Here is a 16,791-nt window from a genome sequence, read left to right as displayed (position 1 = left end):
TTAATTAAATGGAACAGCTTTCCGATTGTTTTGAATCATCCCTAAAACTGACGACCAGGCTGCCACCAGCACACCCTCCACAAACCCGGGGTCATAGTTGGCGATTGGCGTATCTACCGGGTAATAGTTGCGTTGAAAAACAGCCTGCTGTATCTCCGATTCCGTCACCTGGTGCAGGGTCATCAGTTCCCGCAGCGCCGGCGGGATATTTGAGTTCAGGCTAGGTGTCGGTGGTGCAGTGTTTACGGGAGCTGGAATATTATTTGGAATATTTCCTGTTTGATTTACTGTTTGCGCTGACTGTTGCGGCGGTGTTACTGATGCCTGCTGTTGTTGTGATGGGTTAGTCGTTGGTGCCGGAGTATTGAAGATATGAGCGATATGGCCATAATCCAGTGGAAACTCATCCGGCAGCCCATGGCGGTTTTTCGCATCCCACGCGGGGTGGTGCGTGGCGTAGACGGTGCGCACGCCGCCCTGGGCCTTGTTCTTCTTGCCTTCCTTGTCCGTGGCAATGGAGAACGTCTTATAATTGATGAATAGAACCATATCGGCCCATTCCTTGACCAGTGGCGCCGTCCGGCTTGCTGTCTTTTGGCCAAGCTTGAGCTGATAACGATCATAGGCGCCCATTTCGTCCGGCTGCTCAAATTTCACAATCTGAGCGTGAGCAATCAGCACAACATGGATACCGGCATCCACGACATCACTGAGCAGGTTGAGCATACGGCCCAGCTCCTCGGAGACGAAAATATACCCTTTCCCATATCCGAAGTCTTCAATGCCGTTCTTTTGGTGCGTCGAACATACGCTTTCTACACAGAGCATTTCCGCCCAATCAATGGTATCGATGATGAGGGTCCCATATTGTCCGCCTTGCCATACCCATTTGACCTGCTGTTTGAGCATTTCCCAGCTCGAAGGTTTCGGCAGCCGTGCCACATCCATTTCCGTGGTGGAGCCTTCAGTATCAATAAAGATAGGGCGTGGGAATTGAGCAGCCAAGGAAGACTTGCCGACCCCCTCCGGCCCATAAATAACAACCTTCTTGGCCTTCTGAACCTTACCAGTAATGACCTGCATTAAAATTCACCTGCTTTCCAAGTTGGGGGAGCAACCGCTTCGTTCCACCCGTCTCCCGGATCGATTTCGCCCGGCAACTGCTGAAGGGTTACGCCTTCCTGCCCGGCAACATAGCCGTCCTCGATGATGATGCTGCACTCTTCGCCGGTGCTGACCCTGGTGGCAATGGCTTGCAGCCCCTCTTGCTCCAGCCAGGCACCAAACTCCTGCAAGGTGTCCATATCCATCTGCTCCAGCTTATCAAGTAGGATAAAGCCGCATTCTGGTTTCAGACGCCGTACGATAGCCGTGGCGACTTTCAGCTGATCGGATCCGCTCATGTTATCCCAGCACTGGCCGTTGTACTTAAGCTCCCCATTCTCTACGGTCAATCCCGGCAGCGGCAAATCAGCGTTCGTCAGGAGGTCCGTTTTCTGCTGGCGCACCGTATTGATCTCAGTGGTCAGCGCATCATACTGCTGCCGGTAATCGCTGGCATCCGTTTCGGCCTTGTCTTTATCCAGATTGGCGCGGACTTTACGATTGATTTCGTCGATCTGCTGGATGTTGGTCTCCAGCTCTGCAGTCGATTCATCGTGAAGCTGTAGAGCGTCTTTCTGGGCTGCCGCCAGATCCACACCCGTTTGAGCATACTTTGCTTCTGCATCTGCCAGCATCGCCTTCAACCGCTCAACCTCCTGTCCCTGGTTGGCATACAATGCCTGGAACTGTGTCAGCCGCTGCCGTTTTAGTTGGTTCTCCCCGTTGCGGGCAAGAATTGCCTGCTGCTGCTGGATCAGATCCGAAGCGGAGACAGGCTCCTTCGGCGCATCCGGGAAGTACGTCTGTTCCTTGGCAAACTTGGCCTTCTGGTCAGCAATCTGGCCGATGGCGTGGCGGCGATTATATACCTCCTGCTCTTTGACCTCCAGCTCGTGGAGTTGCTGCCCCACGCCAATGATCTGCAGGAGAATGTTGGCCTTTTCCTTGTTGGTGGAGCCCATGAACTTTGGAAGATTAATCGCCAACTCTTCCACGAAGCTATCCAGGAGCATCTGCCCACCCTTCTGGCCGTTCGGATCGACCACCTTCAGGTCGCTGTTCTTGCCCTTCCGCTCCACGATCAGCCCGTTTGAAAGTGTCAGGTGGAGGTATGGGGGGATGGCCGAATCCTCTCTTGCGGCCTGCGAAGGGCGGTACTTGTTCCCGCCTAGCGCCCAGGCGATGGCATCCAGCACGCTGGTTTTACCCTGGTTGTTCTTGCCGCCGACTAAGGTTAGCCCGCTTGCTGTCGGCTCTATTTTCACGGCTTTGACCCGTTTGACGTTCTCGATTTCGAGCTTATTGATTTTAATCATGACGACCCTCCTTTGAAGTGAGTGGCGGCATCCGATCCTGCGCAGGTCCAGACAGGACTCCAAGTGGCATCACAAAGCCTCTTTCCGAAGGTGACCCATCATCCTTGAAGCAACCAATGCAAGATTCGTTTCCGTCACGATAGGTAATACGCAGACATGGAGTGGCCCAGGAAGATTCATTAATACCACCAATCAATTCGACGGTTTCTAAGTCACGAACAAATCCTTCTTGGTCGTTGAACACTTCTTCAGCGGTCCAGAACCAATCCTCATACATTCCAAGTGCCGCCTCTTGAATCTGTTCCCGGTCCTGTTCGATCAAGAGTTTGGCTTTCTGAAAATCATAGGCTTTCATTCTGACACCACCGCCCGATTCCAGTCTTCACGGTCAATCGATATGATGAAGCGAATCTTATCCGGCATCGCTTGGAAGCAATCTACTGCCACATCATCATCTACAGCGATTTTCAAAAATCCGGAGCGCTTAGTATTAGAACGTGCAACCTCCATTAAAGCCGGCTTCACAAGCTGAAGGTTCACTTTTTCTGGATCGATTGTAGCCAGAACTTCACCGATAGATTTTCTCTTCACTTGATTTTCCATTGTGCTCCCCCCCCCTTAATTGTCGAACCAGAATACAATACGAGCGCTCTCCGGATCGTCCCCGGCCAGCTCGGCCAGCTTCGGAAGCGACCAACTGCACCATTTACCCAAAGCATCCCGGAGCGACTTGTTCCAGTGGATCAGCGTGTAATATTGACGCGGATCACCGAACAGGAAGCCGTCACGAATACCTTCCTTCATTTCTTTGTTGGAAATGTATTTGGTTCCGCCCCCGCCTACGCCGCCGCTCCACATTGACGGTTCGCCATCTTCCAGGTACTTCTTGAATTGCTCAACTCCGACCCAGCCCTCGCGGGTGATGGTCTGATCCCAGTTGTAGGCAAGCAGTTCGGCAGCCGTCAGCCAGGAATGGCTATGGCCGTCACCGCCCCAACTTTCCGCCGATTCTCCAGCTTCTGGTGAAATATCTTCCGGGAGCCCTTTAGGATTGGAAACAGGCTTCAGGTCATGCGCAGCACGTACACCGGCCAAGACTTCAAAAAGTAGATAATGGCGACCATCATAGATATAATCCATTGTTCCCTGACGCAGTTCTTCAAGGAGACGTTCCCAATAAGCAGATGATTCGCCGCGCTCCTTGGATTTATCAATGAAACCCCGCACTTCTTCGATTTCCGGCTCATTGACACCCCGCTCCACTTGCCAAACTCCATTGATCCGCTTCTCCACAAACAAATGAATATCGCATCCCATACTTGATTTCTCCTTCTGGCCAGTGGTACACTGACCTCAACTATTATTTTTTCTTGTGGACGATTCAGACGGTTGCAGCCGATGGATCGTCTTTTTCATGTATCGCCTTCTCCAAAGTGGACAGCAGATTCACCAAATCATCCGGCGGCATCTGTTCAATCAGGAAGTCCCTCAGCTTCTCGACTTCATCAATCTTGATCTGCTTCGGCGGTACGTATGCCCCAGACATCGTACTTTCTGCTTCAAACAGGTGCAGCTGCTTGCCACCCACCACCGGGTTATCGATCATCACCGCAACCATTCCCCAGCCCAGCGGCTTCGTTACAGGTTCATTCATTCGCTTTTTCACCCCCTTTCATGGTCTTACAGGTATTCTTGAAGTGGCTTAGTGCCGCCGTACAGCTCGAAGTTCGTCATGATGAAGTTTTCCAGTTCTTCACGGGTCAACCCATCATGCTCCGTCAGCGTCTCATCGAAATACATCCTCTGTAACGGTTCATGGAATCTAGGATATGATTTTTCAATGATGTTCTGAATTGCCTGCCAGTGATGAGCAAACCCACATTCATAGAAAGTGTTGCTCTCCACATCCAGCACTCCGAGACCGGTTATTCCGTATCCCCTCTTCTTGAAGTCAATCTCAAGCTGTTGGTATTCCGGCTGTTCAAATATGATGTCAAAAATCAGTTTCCCGTCTTTCCGCCAATCTGCTAGGGTGATAGCTTCAAGCTCATGGCGTTTCGTGTACTCCTGAAGCAGATTTTCCAAACCTTCATCGGATAACTTCGCAAGGTATTCATAACAAGCAAATTGCTTGGCTTTGTAGAACCTCCCTTGAATTGTCTCTTCTACATGTCGTTGCAGCACGATCCGTACAAGTCTTAAAGGATCATAGGTAAAATGTAGCGTCTTCACTGGCCTGCCTCCATTTCAGCGATTTCCTTATCCAACCACCAGACCGCGGCTTCCGGCTCATCGACAATCAGTCGGCCATTAAGTAGTTGCCAGCGTCTGCGGCGAAGCTCCAGCCGGCGCCACACGTGATCAGCTGATTCGGCTTGCTGGTTAATAGTCACGGGGTAGCTCCTTTCTCGGCAGCTTCCTGTTTCAGAATCTCGTTCACGACGATCCGCGCCCACATATCGACTAACCGCTGAGGCTCCGGATGAGGAATAAGCTTTATGGTCGTTTTAATTTCAGCTTTCATGAACAACCTCGCTTTCCATACCGAGCATCTTTGCGATTAATGGCTTCTGTCTCTCTCCCGGACGAGTTCCTTTGAAAATTTCAGAAACGTAGGTAACAGAAACGCCAAGCTCGCTTGCAACATCTTTCATTTTGATTTTCTTCTGAAGCATGACCTTTCTTGCCTCAGCTCCAAACTCGCTATAATGCGTCATATTCTCGACCTCCTTCGTAAAAATTTGTAAAAAATCAGCTAAATTGTTGACTCCTGACCGAAAATATTCTATTATCGTTAGGAAGGCATAACCAAATAAACGTCGTTGGGGAACGATTTTTAAATGTGGGATACTATCCCTCTGGTTTTTTGTTGCCTTTTTTGCCATCAATTAAGCTGTTGATGTAATAATAACCGATTATAATCGGTAGGTCAATAAACAATTAGATTATAATCAGTTTTACATTGGATTATTATCTATTTTAGGAGTGTATGGAGTGGAAATAGTTGATAACATAAAAAATCTCTGTTATAAAAACGGCACGACGATTCCAAAGCTAGAAAAAGAACTCGGCTTTGGCAACGGTACAATTTACAATTGGATAAAAAGTTCACCCTCACTAGAAAAACTACAAAAAGTAGCCAGTTATTTTAAAGTAACCATTGATGATCTTGTAGGGTGGGGACATATCTATGATCTGGGCAGTTATATTGAGGATGAAAGAGAAGCTCAAAACGTATCCTTGGAAGACTTATCTACTGCAATTCAGATTTCACCGGAATCCCTTTCTCAAATAGAAAATAATAAGATTCCTTTAACCTCTGAATTACTAGGAAATATCACCAGGTACTTGGGGATGACAGTCCAGGAATTTTTAATTAAATATGAAATGTACGAAGGCGCTATCACCCAATACTATAAAGGTGACATAAATGCTTACCTAGATTATTTGAAACATGAGGAAGAAACTGTACAGATCAATAAACCTAACATTGACGAAGAAGATTGGACAGATAAAGAGCTTGAGGAATTAAAACGGTTTAAGGAGTTTTTAAGGATGAAAAGGGATCACAATACCGAAAAGTGAGTGGCGCTTTAAGGAGGATATCTATGCCATCTACCAACAAATTAATTCGCGCCGTTGCTTACCCGCGATACAGTTCTGACAACCAACGTGAAGAGTCCATTGTGGCCCAAATGCGGGCTATAGAGGCTTATTGCCAGCAGAAGGGTTATGTACTTGTTAACGCTTACCCTGACGAAGAGAAGACTGCCACAACTGATAGACGTCCCAACTTTCAGAGAATGATAGAAGATTCGAATAAAAAACTTTTTGATGTCGTTATTGTACATAAACTGGATCGCTTCGCACGGAATCGCTACGATTCTGCACATTATAAACGGGTCCTGAAACGGAACGGTGTCCGGGTTGAATCGGTCCTGGAACACTTGGACAATTCCCCGGAATCGGTCATACTGGAATCGGTTCTAGAGGGTATGGCCGAATACTACTCTCTCAACCTTTCCCGAGAAGTTCGTAAGGGCTTGCGCGAGAATGCCGAGCAGGGGACGCATACCGGCGGACGGCCCCCATACGGCTTGAAAGTCAATCCCGTAACCCGTATGCTGGAGATAGACGAGCAGACTTACAAGGCCGTACAAATATATTTTGATGGTATTGAAGCAGACTTATCCAATGACCAGATTGCGGCAATATTAAATGAAAAAGGATACAGAACCCTAAACGACCGTTCTTTCACCAGCAGCAGTTTTGCCACCTGGGGGCACAACCGAAAATATAAGGGCGATTATACTTATGACGTTTCAGCTCCGAAGGATGAAGATGGGAAACGGAATACCAATAATAAAAAGCCACAAGAAGAACAGGTACTGCATGAAGGCAGAATACCAGCTATCATATCGTCAGAGCAATGGGATCGAGTATACCGGAAACTGCAGGATCGGAAAAGAAAGCCAGGGAGGATGAAAGCCAAAGTGAATTACCTACTGACAGGTAAGATTTATTGCGGAGCTTGCGGGGCGTTATATTCTGGAAACTCTTATACTAACAAAAAAAGCAGCGAAGGCACCGTTCTGACCTACTACAAATGCCAGGATAAGTGCGGGAATACGAGTGTGCGCAAAGATGACATTGAAGCTATGGTTATCCAGCGATTGATTGAAGTATGTTTTTCCGGTGAAGGCATACAAGAGATAATCGACAAAGTGCAGGAACTCTACCAGAAGGAGAAGCAACAATCTGTAAATGACATCGAACCTATTAAGCGTGAACTGGCTGAACTTGAAGGCAAATTAAAGAATTGGATTGAAGCGCTTGGTGCCGGCATAAAAACGGTCATAGAAAATATTAAACAGGCCGAGCAGCGCAAGGAAGCTTTGGAGTATGAGTTGGATCGAGCTGAAGTCATGCAGCGCGTAGCCGTTCTTGATGATACCCAAATTCGGTCCATCATTGAAATGAAAAAGAACCTCCTCCTTTCCGGCAATGAAGACGAAAAGAAGCAGGTTCTTCAGGAATACGTTGACCGTGTAGTAATCCAACCTTCTAGCGATATTAATCGCTTTGAAGCTGAAATCACGTACAGGGTTTTCACCAATGGAGCCGAGGGGAGTCGAACCCCTGTCCGAAGATAACGGCACATAAGCTTCTACGAGTGTAGTTACAGTTTTGATGTCACCCGAGTATCGCCCCGTAACCGGCTATACGTTGGGTCAGCCTGATTATCTTCTTCTGCTGACCCCAGGCGGAGACCAGACAGCGTATCCCACTACTTGTTAGCCCCTATCCCTGTCACATGGGCGATGCAGGGTAGAAGCACGCTCACAGGTTATTAAGCTGCAAAAGCGTAGTTGTTTTGTTGTTTGCCGTTTAATAGGCTTTAGCGTTGATGAAGCGGACGCGTCCCCACTACTCGCTGCTCATGCTCGAACTACCCCCGTCGAATCCAAGAACGGCCCCTCATTAGAAAAGGGCGCTTCGGATCAGCGGATCTTCCAGCAAGAGAGATCCAGACAGCCTCTGTCCCAGAGGACTGTCACGAAGCAAAAATCTTACTTACACAGTATAGCACATTTATCAACACTTTAACACGTAGGTTAAAGGAATTGAAGGGCAGATCTGGAACGGCAGGAAGAGCCGGGTAATCGGCTTATCTGGCGATCTTTTGCTTCTCGCGCAGCGCACGCTGGATGTCGCGTTGAGCGTCTTTTTTGGCGGCGGTATCGCGTTTGTCATATTGCTTCTTCCCTTTACCCAGGCCGATCAGCAGCTTCGCATAGCCATTGCGCACATAGATCTTCAGCGGCACTATCGAATAGCCTTCCTGCTTGGACTGGCCGAGCAGCTTGTGAATCTGCACCTTATGCATCAGCAGCTTGCGTGTGCGCGTCGGATCAGAAGGATTATTGCGGTTCCCCTGTTCAAAAGGGCTGATATGCATATTGTGCACATGAATTTCGCCGTTCCGAATGGTGGCAAACGCGTCGCCAATGTTAGCGCGGCCGTTACGCAGCGACTTGATTTCAGTGCCGGTCAGCACCAAGCCCGCTTCATAAGTGTCCTCGATAAAATAATCATGGGAAGCCTTTTTGTTCTGGGCGAGCACTTTCCCGTCTGCTTTTTTACCCATGAAAGTCACCCCTTGCATCGAATGTCCCGTTTGAACAGAGTCAAACGTCAGATCTATATTGTACCAAAAGCGCTTACGCTAACGCAAGAAAGGATGACCACCGAACCGAACAGAAGCTCATCTATCTCTGCAATAATAGAGGGATTGGTATGGCGGCACAGACGTCTCATGCTAATTTAGGAACAAACATGGCCACGCAATCCTTGGCTGGATAAGGTAGCCGATTTGGATTTCAGTATAGCGTTGCCTGGAGAACCCTTTATGAATCCTCCGCAATGCCAAGTGGAAAAAGGATCACTAATTGGCTTGAACACCCCGGTCTCCGCAGCCTAAGTTGGAAAAAGGATCACTAATTCAGCTCATTTCGCTCCTTACGAAGGAATATGGCTAAATTAAGTTTCCTTTTTCCACTTAAACCTCACAATTGTTGATTCTGGGGAGAAATAAGTTCCCTTTTTCCAACTAACCCTGCTCGCCTGCTACTTCACCAGCGCTAGTTGGGAAAAGGCGATCGATCCGAATAATTCCCGACCTTTTGGGTGAATTCGCTCAAATTCATATCTATTTATCCCCAACTTTATACACATCTTATCCACAAGAAGGGGAAATCATAATTCCCCAATTGTTTAGATAAGGGGAATCTTCGCTTCCCTCAAACATTTATAACTCTGTCAAAAAGGCGCTGCTCCCTCACACAGGAAGCAGCGCCTCTTATTGTACCTCGTTTACTCTTGCGTTTTTTTCTTCTTCTTGCGGCGGCCGCTGCCCTCAGGATTGCCGCTCTTGTCGCTCCGCTCCACGTTGCCCGGCGTTACGGAAGGGCTGATGAAGACGCCGCCCTTTTTATTCTTTTTGCGGCGGCTCTTGCCTCCGCCGCCGTTGGCCGCTGCCCCGCTGCCGAGATCCTCGCGGCTGCGGAACCGCGTGCTGGCGTCCACGCCGCGCAGCTCGCTGATCTGCTCGCCGGCAGGGGCGCCATAGCCGCCCTTGCCGGAGCCGAAGCCGAAGCTGATGCCGCGTCCCCCGGCACTGCCTCCGGCCTCACCGCCGCGGCCACGCCCGCCGCTGCGGTCCCGCTCCCGCGGCGTGCCGGCACCGCCAGCCTCGCCGCGGTTCACGGCCGCGAAGGCCCGGCGCGCTGCCTCTGCCGGGCCGCCGCCCCCGCGCTTGCCGCGGCCGCCAGCCGGCGCACCGCCGCTGGCTTCCTCCGCTGCGCGGGGCGCTTCTCCGGCGCGTGCTGCCGCGCCGGACTTGCCCTTGCCGGCGTGTGCAGCGCCGCCGGCCTTCCCCCGGCCCGCTGCGCTGCCGGGCTTGCCTTTCCCGCCGGCGCGGCCCTTGCCGCCGGCTTTGCTGCCGAACGGCTTGGCGAAGCCGCCGCCAGCACGGCCACCCTTGCCTCCACGCCCGCCGAAGCTGCGGTGTTCACCTGCCGCGCGCGGCTTCATGTCGACCAGCTCAAAGTCAATCGTATGGTCGTCCATGTTGACCTTGGCGACACGGATCTTCACCTCGTCGCCAATGCGGAACACCTTCGAGGTGCGCTCGCCAATGAGCGCCATATGGGCTTCGTCGAAGTGGTAATAATCATCGCTCAGCGCGCTGAGGCGGATTAAGCCTTCGACGGTATTTTCCAGCTCGATGAACATCCCGAAGCTGGTCACGCTGCTGACCATGGCGTCGAATTCCTCGCCAACCTTGTCCTGCATGAACTCAGCCTTCTTGAGCTGCTCCGTATCCCGTTCAGCCTCTACCGCCACACGCTCGCGTTCCGAGGACTGCTGCGCGATCTCCGGCATCCGGCTGGCGAGATATTCATGGCGTTTCTCCGTCAGCGCTCCGCCGTTCTCAATAACCTCCCGCATGACACGGTGAATCACAAGGTCGGGATAACGCCGGATCGGCGAGGTGAAATGGGAATAAAATTCCGCAGCCAGCCCGAAGTGGCCTGTGCTCTCAGCATCATACTTCGCCTGCTTCATGGAGCGCAGCATCATGGTACTGATGACGGTCTGTTCCTTCGTCCCCTGAATCTGCTCCAGCAGATCCTGCAGCGCGCGCGGATGCACCGAATTGCCCCGGCCTTTGACATGATAGCCAAAGTTCGCCGCAAAAGCCATGAAGTTCTGCAGCTTCTCCGGGTCCGGATCTTCGTGAATCCGGTACAGGAACGGCACCTTCAGCCAGTGGAAATGCTCTGCAACCGTTTCGTTCGCCGCCAGCATGAACTCCTCGATAATCTGCTCAGCCACGGAACGCTCGCGTTTCACGATATCTATCGCCTTGCCGTTCTCATCGACGATAATCTTGCTCTCTTCGAAGTCGAAATCAACTGCACCTCGGCGCATCCGCGCACCACGCAGCTTCATCGCCAGCTCTTTCATCAGGCGGAAATCCTCAATCAGTGGACTATAACGCTCCAGCAGCTCGGGATCTTCGTCTTCAACGATTTTGCGGACATCCGAGTAGGTCATTCTTTCCTTCGTACGGATAACGCTCGTAAAGACATCATGCTTCACGACCTTCATATGCTCGTCGAATTCCATCTCACAGGACATCGTTAGCCGGTCCACCTTGGGATTCAAGCTGCAGATGCCGTTCGACAAACGATGCGGCAGCATGGGGATAACCCGGTCCACCAGATACACGCTGCACCCGCGGTCAAAAGCTTCCTTATCCAGCTCAGACCCTTCACGCACATAATAACCGACGTCCGCAATATGCACGCCCAGCTTGTAGTGGCCGTTCTCCAGACGCGATACATTCACGGCATCATCCAGATCCTTGGCGTCCGCACCGTCGATGGTGACAATGTTCAGCCCGCGCAGATCGCGGCGGCCCTGCTGGATAATTTCTTCCTCCGTAATGGAATCAGGAGCCTGCTCCGCTTCACGCATCACTTCAGCCGGAAAAGCCTCCGGGAGCTGATGCTTCCGGATCACCGACAGAATATCCACACCCGGGTCATCTTTATGGCCCAGGATCTCAATGATTTCCCCCTCTGCCGCAGCCCGGCCTTCCGGGTAATTTACAATGCGGACAACGACTTTTTCCCCGTCAACTGCACCCTTGAAGGATTGCTTTGGAATAAAAATATCCCGGTTAATCCGCTTATCATCAGGCAGCACAAAACCATAGTTCTCCAGGCTTTGGAACACACCTACAGTCTGCAGCACCCCTCTTTTAACGATCCGCACAACTTCGCCTTCCATACGCCCGCCGGACGGGCTTCGCGAGGTAATGCGCACCAGCACGATATCACCGTTCATCGCACCCTTCAGATCATTGGCATTCATATAAATATCAGGATGATCGCGGTCATCGGGAATCAGAAAAGCAAACCCCTTCGCATGAGCCTGTACACGTCCGCGCACCAAATCCATCCGTTCCGGTACCCCGTAGCGGGCATTCCGGGTCAGTATCATTCTTCCATCCTGCTCAAGTGCAAGCAGCAATTCCTCAAACGCTTTGAACGACTCGCTGTCCTCTAATGCGAAATGACTCACCAGTTCGTCATAAGTGAGCGGCTTATAAGCGGTCTCCCGCATAAAATCCAGTAATTGTTCCTGTGTTATCAACTTCGTCACCTCGGCCCTCCGCAGCATTTCGTATGCCGCTGGCATATATGTATGTCTTGTCCTACAATGCCTGTGTGTATTCCAGTAAATTTTACCTATACATACTCATACCCTAGTATACACGAAATTAATCCCAGGCATCCCTGTAATGATCAGCCGCAGGTTAACGGAAACACAAATTTAATTATCCGCAACAAAAAAGCCCCTGCCCCATTCCATTCAGAACAGAGCAAAGGCTTAATGTACGTTATCTAGTCAACAAGGACAGCCACCAGAATTGACATAATAAAAAATCCTGCTGCCAGTCCAACTGTTACACGCTGCAGTACGAGTTCCATACCACGTGCTTTTGTCTTACCAAAGAGATGCTCAGCACCGCCGGAGATGGCACCGGAAAGACCTGCGCTTTTCCCTTTCTGCAGAAGAACGACCGCAATTAGACCGACGGAAAAAATCAGGAGCAATACTTTCAAAAAGATATCCATTCACTTCCACCTCCTACGTCCAAGCATCACTATCTATGCTAATTTAGGTTTTACGTTTCATAAACAGCATTTTAATTTTATCATAGCCATGATACGAATACAACTGTACAAATCGGGTTCTCCTTATAACTTTAGCGATTTCTTAGGTTTGTCTCCTGAACGAGCCCAGAAACAGCAATAGCAGCATGGAGATCACAATCACAGGCACGGAAAAGAAGGCATACCCCATTCCCTCCCACCCTCCAATTACGGAAAAGCTGCAGACCAGCAAAATTGCACCGCCTATCAACCCTACCAGCCCTGGATAAAAGATGAAGCCCTTCATCTGGCCTCCCCTTCGTGACAGCAACCAGCTGATCAGCACCAGGAGCATTCCCACCCCTATGCCGGATATAATTGCGTTCATCATCCCACTCCTTCCATTTATCCACAATTATAGAATACCTTTTCAGAGTAGAGGATGCAAAAAAAGAGCCTGCCGATACGGCAGACTCTTTAGAAAACTTAGCTCAAAAGCAATTATCTTTTGAGGTTGTAGAAGGATTTTAGGCCGTTGTATTGAGCCAATTCACCCAGTTCATCTTCGATGCGAAGCAATTGGTTGTATTTAGCGATACGGTCTGTACGGGAAGGAGCACCTGTTTTGATCTGGCCGGCATTGGTGGCCACAGCGATATCAGCGATAGTGCTGTCTTCGGACTCACCGGAACGGTGGGAGATAACAGCAGTGTAGCCAGCGCGTTTTGCCATTTCAATAGCGTCGAAGGTTTCAGTCAAAGTACCGATTTGGTTAACTTTGATCAGAATGGAGTTACCGATGCCTTCTTCGATCCCTTTGTTCAGACGTTCAGTGTTGGTTACGAACAGGTCATCCCCAACGAGCTGGATTCTGTTGCCCAATTTTTCGGTGAGCAATTTCCAGCCTTCCCAGTCATCTTCGGAGCAGCCATCTTCGATGGTGATGATTGGGTATTTGTCAGCCCAGGAAGTGAGCAGGTCAACGAATTCAGCTGGAGTGAAGGATTTGCCTTCGCCTTCCAGGTGGTACTTGCCGTCTTTGAAGAACTCGGTGCTCGCTACGTCCATACCCAGGAATACATCAACGCCCGGTTTGTAGCCGGCTTTTTCGATAGCTTCCATGATGGAGGACAATGCATCTTCGTTGGAAGTGAAGTTAGGAGCGAATCCGCCTTCGTCGCCAACTGCAGTGTTCAGGCCTTTGCCTTTAAGTACGGATTTCAGCGCATGGAAGATTTCAGCGCCTGTACGCAGAGCTTCTTTGAAGCTAGGTGCGCCAACTGGCAGAACCATGAACTCTTGTACGTCAACGTTGTTGTCGGCATGAGCGCCGCCGTTAACGATGTTCATCATTGGAACTGGAAGCTGTTTCGCGTTGAATCCGCCCAGGTATACATACAAAGGCACATCCAGAGCTGCTGCAGCAGCGCGGGCTACGGCCATGGATACAGCCAGAATTGCGTTCGCGCCCAGTTTACCTTTGTTGTGAGTCCCATCCAGGGTGATCATCAGTTTGTCGATGCCCAGCTGATCCAGAGCGTCCATACCGATTACTTCTGGAGCGATGATTTCATTCACGTTCTCAACAGCTTTCAGAACGCCTTTGCCCAGGTAGCGGTTTTTGTCTTCGTCGCGAAGCTCTACAGCTTCGTGAGCGCCAGTGGAAGCGCCGGAAGGAACGATTGCGCGGCCTTTAGCACCGGATTCCAGATAAACGTCAACCTCTACAGTAGGGTTACCACGGGAGTCGAGGACTTCGCGAGCGTACACATCAGAAATAATAGTCATGTAAGTTAATCTCCTTTTAACATGGGTTATAGTCTTGCAGGTACTGCCTATTTGCGGCTGGCAATCATGGATTGGCCGGTCATTTCCGCAGGCTGCGGAAGTCCCATCAGATCCAGGATCGTTGGTGCCACATCTGCGAGAATGCCGGATTCACGCAGTACAACATTTTCAGTTGTTACGATGAAAGGAACCGGGTTGGTGGTGTGAGCCGTGAACGGACGTCCCTGCTCGTCAAACACCATATCCGCGTTGCCGTGGTCGGCAATGATGATGGCAACGCCGCCTTTGGCAACTACGGCATCCACAACCTTGCCCACGCATTCATCCGTAACTTCTACAGCCTTGATGGTTGGTTCCAGCATGCCGGAGTGTCCTACCATGTCAGGGTTCGCAAAGTTAAGGATAATGGCATCCTGTCTGTCTGCTTCGATTTCCGCTACGCAGGCCGCCGCCACTTCGTAGGCGCTCATCTCTGGCTTAAGATCATAGGTTGCCACTTTCGGGGAATTGATCAGGATGCGGGTTTCGCCTGGAAGCTCCTCATCACGTCCGCCGCTGAAGAAGAAGGTTACGTGCGGATACTTTTCGGTTTCCGCGATACGCAGCTGCTTCTTGTTCTGCTGTACAAGCACTTCACCCAGCGTATTGTCCAGGTTCTTCGGCGAGTACGCCACGTAGCCCTGAACCGTTTCACTGAAGGTAGTCAAACATACAAAATGCAGGTTTTGCGGGAACAAAGGACCCCGGTCGAAGCCGCGGAAATCCGAGTTTGTGAATACCTGCGACAGCTGGATGGCACGGTCCGGGCGGAAGTTGAGGAACACGACGGAATCGCCGCTCTCTACTGTCGCTGTCGGTTTGCCTTCGCTGTCCACAATCACGCTAGGCTCAACAAATTCATCGTACACAGAGTTTTGGTAGGATGCAGTGATCGCCTGCAGCGCATCGGTATATTTCGGTCCTTCGCCGTAGACCATCGCGCGGTAAGCCTTCTCTACACGTTCCCAGCGCTTGTCACGGTCCATCGCGAAATAACGTCCGGATACTGTAGCGATTTTGCCTACGCCTACTTCCTCAATCTTGGCGATCAGATCCTTAATGAACTTCTGTCCGCTGTCAGGAGGTACATCGCGTCCATCCATGAAAGCATGGATATACACATCGTGCATATCTTCTTTCTTGGCCAGATCGAGCATGGCAAACAAATGATTAATATGGCTATGTACCCCTCCGTCGGATACCAGCGCATACAGGTGAAGCTTCTTGCCGGTTGACTTGGCGCTTCTTACAGCGGCAACCAGAGTTTCGTTCTCAAAGAATTCCCCTTCACGAATCGACTTGTCGATACGGGTCAGGTCCTGATACACGATCCGGCCGGCTCCGATGTTAAGGTGACCCACTTCGGAGTTACCCATCTGTCCTTCCGGCAGACCCACAGCTTCGCCGCAAGCGGTGAGCGTGGTGTTCGGATACTGCTTCAGGTAACGGTCATAGTTCGGCTTGTTGGCTTGGGCAACAGCGTTGCCTTCAGTCGTATTGCGCAGACCGAAACCATCCATGATGATCAAAGCAACGGGTTTGGGTGCTGACATCCTTACTTCGCCCCCTCAACCAATGAAACGAACGAAGCAGGCTGCAGGCTGGCACCGCCGACGAGCGCGCCGTCGATGTCGCTTTGACTCATGTACTCCGTAACATTCTCCGGCTTCACACTGCCGCCGTATTGGATACGAACCGCTTCAGCCGTCGCTTGATCGTACAGGTCTTTTACAAGTGTACGGATATAGGCGATAACTTCGTTAGCATCCTGGGAAGTGGAGGATTTGCCTGTTCCGATAGCCCAGATAGGCTCATAGGCAATGACTACACTTGCAGCCTGCTCAGCGCTAAGGCCGGCAAATGCGCCTTCGGTTTGAACTTTGCAGACAGCTTTCGTCTGGTCGGCTTCACGCTCTTCGAGCTTTTCGCCTACGCAGACAATTGGAGTAATGCCGTGGCGGAATGCCGCATGCATCTTCTTGTTCACGATTTCGTCCGTTTCACCAAAGTATGCACGGCGTTCGGAGTGGCCGATAATAACATAATCTACGCCAAGATCCTTCAGCATTACGCCGCTGATTTCGCCTGTGTAAGCTCCGTTATCTTCGAAGTGCAGGTTCTGTGCACCGATCTTGATGCTGGTCCCCTTTGCCGCTGCAACCAGTGCAGGCAGGTTCGTAAATGGCGCGCAGATTACAGTCTCTACGCCTTCCACTTCGGCCCGGCCTTTGACTTCAGCGAAAAAGCCTTCCGCTTCGGAAACTGTTTTGAACATCTTCCAGTTACCGGCGATAATAGGTGTTCTGCTCATAGTAATG

19 protein-coding genes and 1 other RNA gene are annotated in these 16,791 nt (G+C 50.7%); 2 read left to right on the top strand and 18 right to left on the bottom strand.

The annotated features are described in order from the left end of the window. The 10 genes from PRIO_RS00990 to PRIO_RS36490 form a co-directional block, all read right to left on the bottom strand. Positions 1–1,083, bottom strand: a complete 1,083-nt coding sequence (locus PRIO_RS00990) for an ATP-binding protein (RefSeq protein ID WP_046500864.1) — start codon at positions 1,081–1,083, stop codon at positions 1–3. Then, on the bottom strand, positions 1,083–2,420 hold the full coding sequence (locus PRIO_RS00985) for an AAA family ATPase (protein ID WP_020426303.1): 1,338 nt from the start codon (positions 2,418–2,420) through the stop codon (positions 1,083–1,085). Before PRIO_RS00985 ends, PRIO_RS00990 begins: the two co-directional genes overlap by 1 nt. Beyond that, the gene (locus PRIO_RS00980) at positions 2,413–2,775 is read right to left on the bottom strand and encodes a hypothetical protein (protein WP_020426304.1); all 363 of its coding nucleotides are present in this window, start codon (positions 2,773–2,775) and stop codon (positions 2,413–2,415) included. Before PRIO_RS00980 ends, PRIO_RS00985 begins: the two co-directional genes overlap by 8 nt. Further along, entirely contained in the window at positions 2,772–3,023 is a 252-nt protein-coding gene (locus PRIO_RS00975; protein ID WP_020426305.1) for a hypothetical protein, read from the bottom strand. The genes PRIO_RS00980 and PRIO_RS00975 overlap by 4 nt, the downstream gene beginning before the upstream one ends. A gap of 15 nt (positions 3,024–3,038) precedes the next feature. After that, the gene (locus PRIO_RS33590) at positions 3,039–3,737 is read right to left on the bottom strand and encodes a hypothetical protein (protein ID WP_020426306.1); all 699 of its coding nucleotides are present in this window, start codon (positions 3,735–3,737) and stop codon (positions 3,039–3,041) included. Positions 3,738–3,801: 64 nt separating this feature from the next. Further along, a complete protein-coding gene (locus PRIO_RS00965; RefSeq protein WP_020426307.1) occupies positions 3,802–4,074 on the bottom strand; it encodes a hypothetical protein in 273 nt (90 codons plus the stop codon). 26 nt (positions 4,075–4,100) lie between these two features. Further along, positions 4,101–4,652, bottom strand: a complete 552-nt coding sequence (locus PRIO_RS00960) for a hypothetical protein (RefSeq protein ID WP_020426308.1) — start codon at positions 4,650–4,652, stop codon at positions 4,101–4,103. Next, a complete protein-coding gene (locus PRIO_RS35860; protein ID WP_020426309.1) occupies positions 4,649–4,813 on the bottom strand; it encodes a hypothetical protein in 165 nt (54 codons plus the stop codon). Before PRIO_RS35860 ends, PRIO_RS00960 begins: the two co-directional genes overlap by 4 nt. Then, positions 4,810–4,944 carry a hypothetical protein gene (locus tag PRIO_RS37160; protein ID WP_020426310.1) on the bottom strand — a complete coding sequence of 45 codons (135 nt, stop codon included), beginning with the start codon at positions 4,942–4,944 and terminating at the stop codon, positions 4,810–4,812. The genes PRIO_RS35860 and PRIO_RS37160 overlap by 4 nt, the downstream gene beginning before the upstream one ends. Further along, positions 4,934–5,305 carry a helix-turn-helix domain-containing protein gene (locus PRIO_RS36490; RefSeq protein WP_231869799.1) on the bottom strand — a complete coding sequence of 124 codons (372 nt, stop codon included), beginning with the start codon at positions 5,303–5,305 and terminating at the stop codon, positions 4,934–4,936. Before PRIO_RS36490 ends, PRIO_RS37160 begins: the two co-directional genes overlap by 11 nt. A gap of 109 nt (positions 5,306–5,414) precedes the next feature. On the opposite strand from PRIO_RS36490, the gene PRIO_RS33585 reads away from it, so the two are divergent. Together PRIO_RS33585 and PRIO_RS35855 are read left to right on the top strand one after the other, a co-directional pair. Then, positions 5,415–6,005, top strand: a complete 591-nt coding sequence (locus PRIO_RS33585; protein ID WP_052741400.1) for a helix-turn-helix domain-containing protein — start codon at positions 5,415–5,417, stop codon at positions 6,003–6,005. 23 nt (positions 6,006–6,028) lie between these two features. Beyond that, entirely contained in the window at positions 6,029–7,573 is a 1,545-nt protein-coding gene (locus tag PRIO_RS35855) for a recombinase family protein (protein ID WP_020427772.1), read from the top strand. On the opposite strand, the gene ssrA is transcribed toward PRIO_RS35855, so the two are convergent. The 8 genes from ssrA to tpiA all read right to left on the bottom strand — a co-directional run bounded on the left by ssrA (position 7,534) and on the right by tpiA (position 16,784). Continuing rightward, positions 7,534–7,898: a transfer-messenger RNA gene (gene ssrA / locus PRIO_RS34305) on the bottom strand. The genes PRIO_RS35855 and ssrA overlap by 40 nt on opposite strands. Before the next feature lie 190 nt (positions 7,899–8,088). Further along, positions 8,089–8,568 carry an SsrA-binding protein SmpB gene (gene smpB, locus PRIO_RS00940; protein ID WP_020427771.1) on the bottom strand — a complete coding sequence of 160 codons (480 nt, stop codon included), beginning with the start codon at positions 8,566–8,568 and terminating at the stop codon, positions 8,089–8,091. A 725-nt stretch (positions 8,569–9,293) separates the two neighbouring features. Continuing rightward, positions 9,294–12,143: a ribonuclease R gene (gene rnr / locus PRIO_RS00935; RefSeq protein ID WP_046506247.1), complete on the bottom strand. Its 2,850-nt coding sequence runs from the start codon at positions 12,141–12,143 to the stop codon at positions 9,294–9,296. 251 nt (positions 12,144–12,394) lie between these two features. Beyond that, positions 12,395–12,628: a preprotein translocase subunit SecG gene (gene secG / locus PRIO_RS00930; RefSeq protein ID WP_020425581.1), complete on the bottom strand. Its 234-nt coding sequence runs from the start codon at positions 12,626–12,628 to the stop codon at positions 12,395–12,397. A gap of 142 nt (positions 12,629–12,770) precedes the next feature. Next, positions 12,771–13,037: a YesK family protein gene (locus PRIO_RS00925; protein WP_081487068.1), complete on the bottom strand. Its 267-nt coding sequence runs from the start codon at positions 13,035–13,037 to the stop codon at positions 12,771–12,773. A gap of 110 nt (positions 13,038–13,147) precedes the next feature. Further along, positions 13,148–14,434: a phosphopyruvate hydratase gene (gene eno, locus PRIO_RS00920; protein WP_020425583.1), complete on the bottom strand. Its 1,287-nt coding sequence runs from the start codon at positions 14,432–14,434 to the stop codon at positions 13,148–13,150. Positions 14,435–14,481: 47 nt separating this feature from the next. Continuing rightward, positions 14,482–16,026, bottom strand: a complete 1,545-nt coding sequence (gpmI, locus tag PRIO_RS00915; RefSeq protein WP_020425584.1) for a 2,3-bisphosphoglycerate-independent phosphoglycerate mutase — start codon at positions 16,024–16,026, stop codon at positions 14,482–14,484. 2 nt (positions 16,027–16,028) lie between these two features. Beyond that, positions 16,029–16,784 (bottom strand): triose-phosphate isomerase, encoded by a 756-nt coding sequence (gene tpiA / locus PRIO_RS00910; RefSeq protein WP_020425585.1) that lies wholly within the window; start codon positions 16,782–16,784, stop codon positions 16,029–16,031. Positions 16,785–16,791 lie beyond the last annotated feature (7 nt).

It is taken from the genome of Paenibacillus riograndensis SBR5 (assembly GCF_000981585.1).
Classification (GTDB): Bacteria; Bacillota; Bacilli; order Paenibacillales; family Paenibacillaceae; genus Paenibacillus_AQ; species Paenibacillus_AQ riograndensis.
The sequence above is the reverse complement of the archived record's forward strand: the minus strand, read 5'-3'. Positions and strand labels throughout refer to the sequence as shown.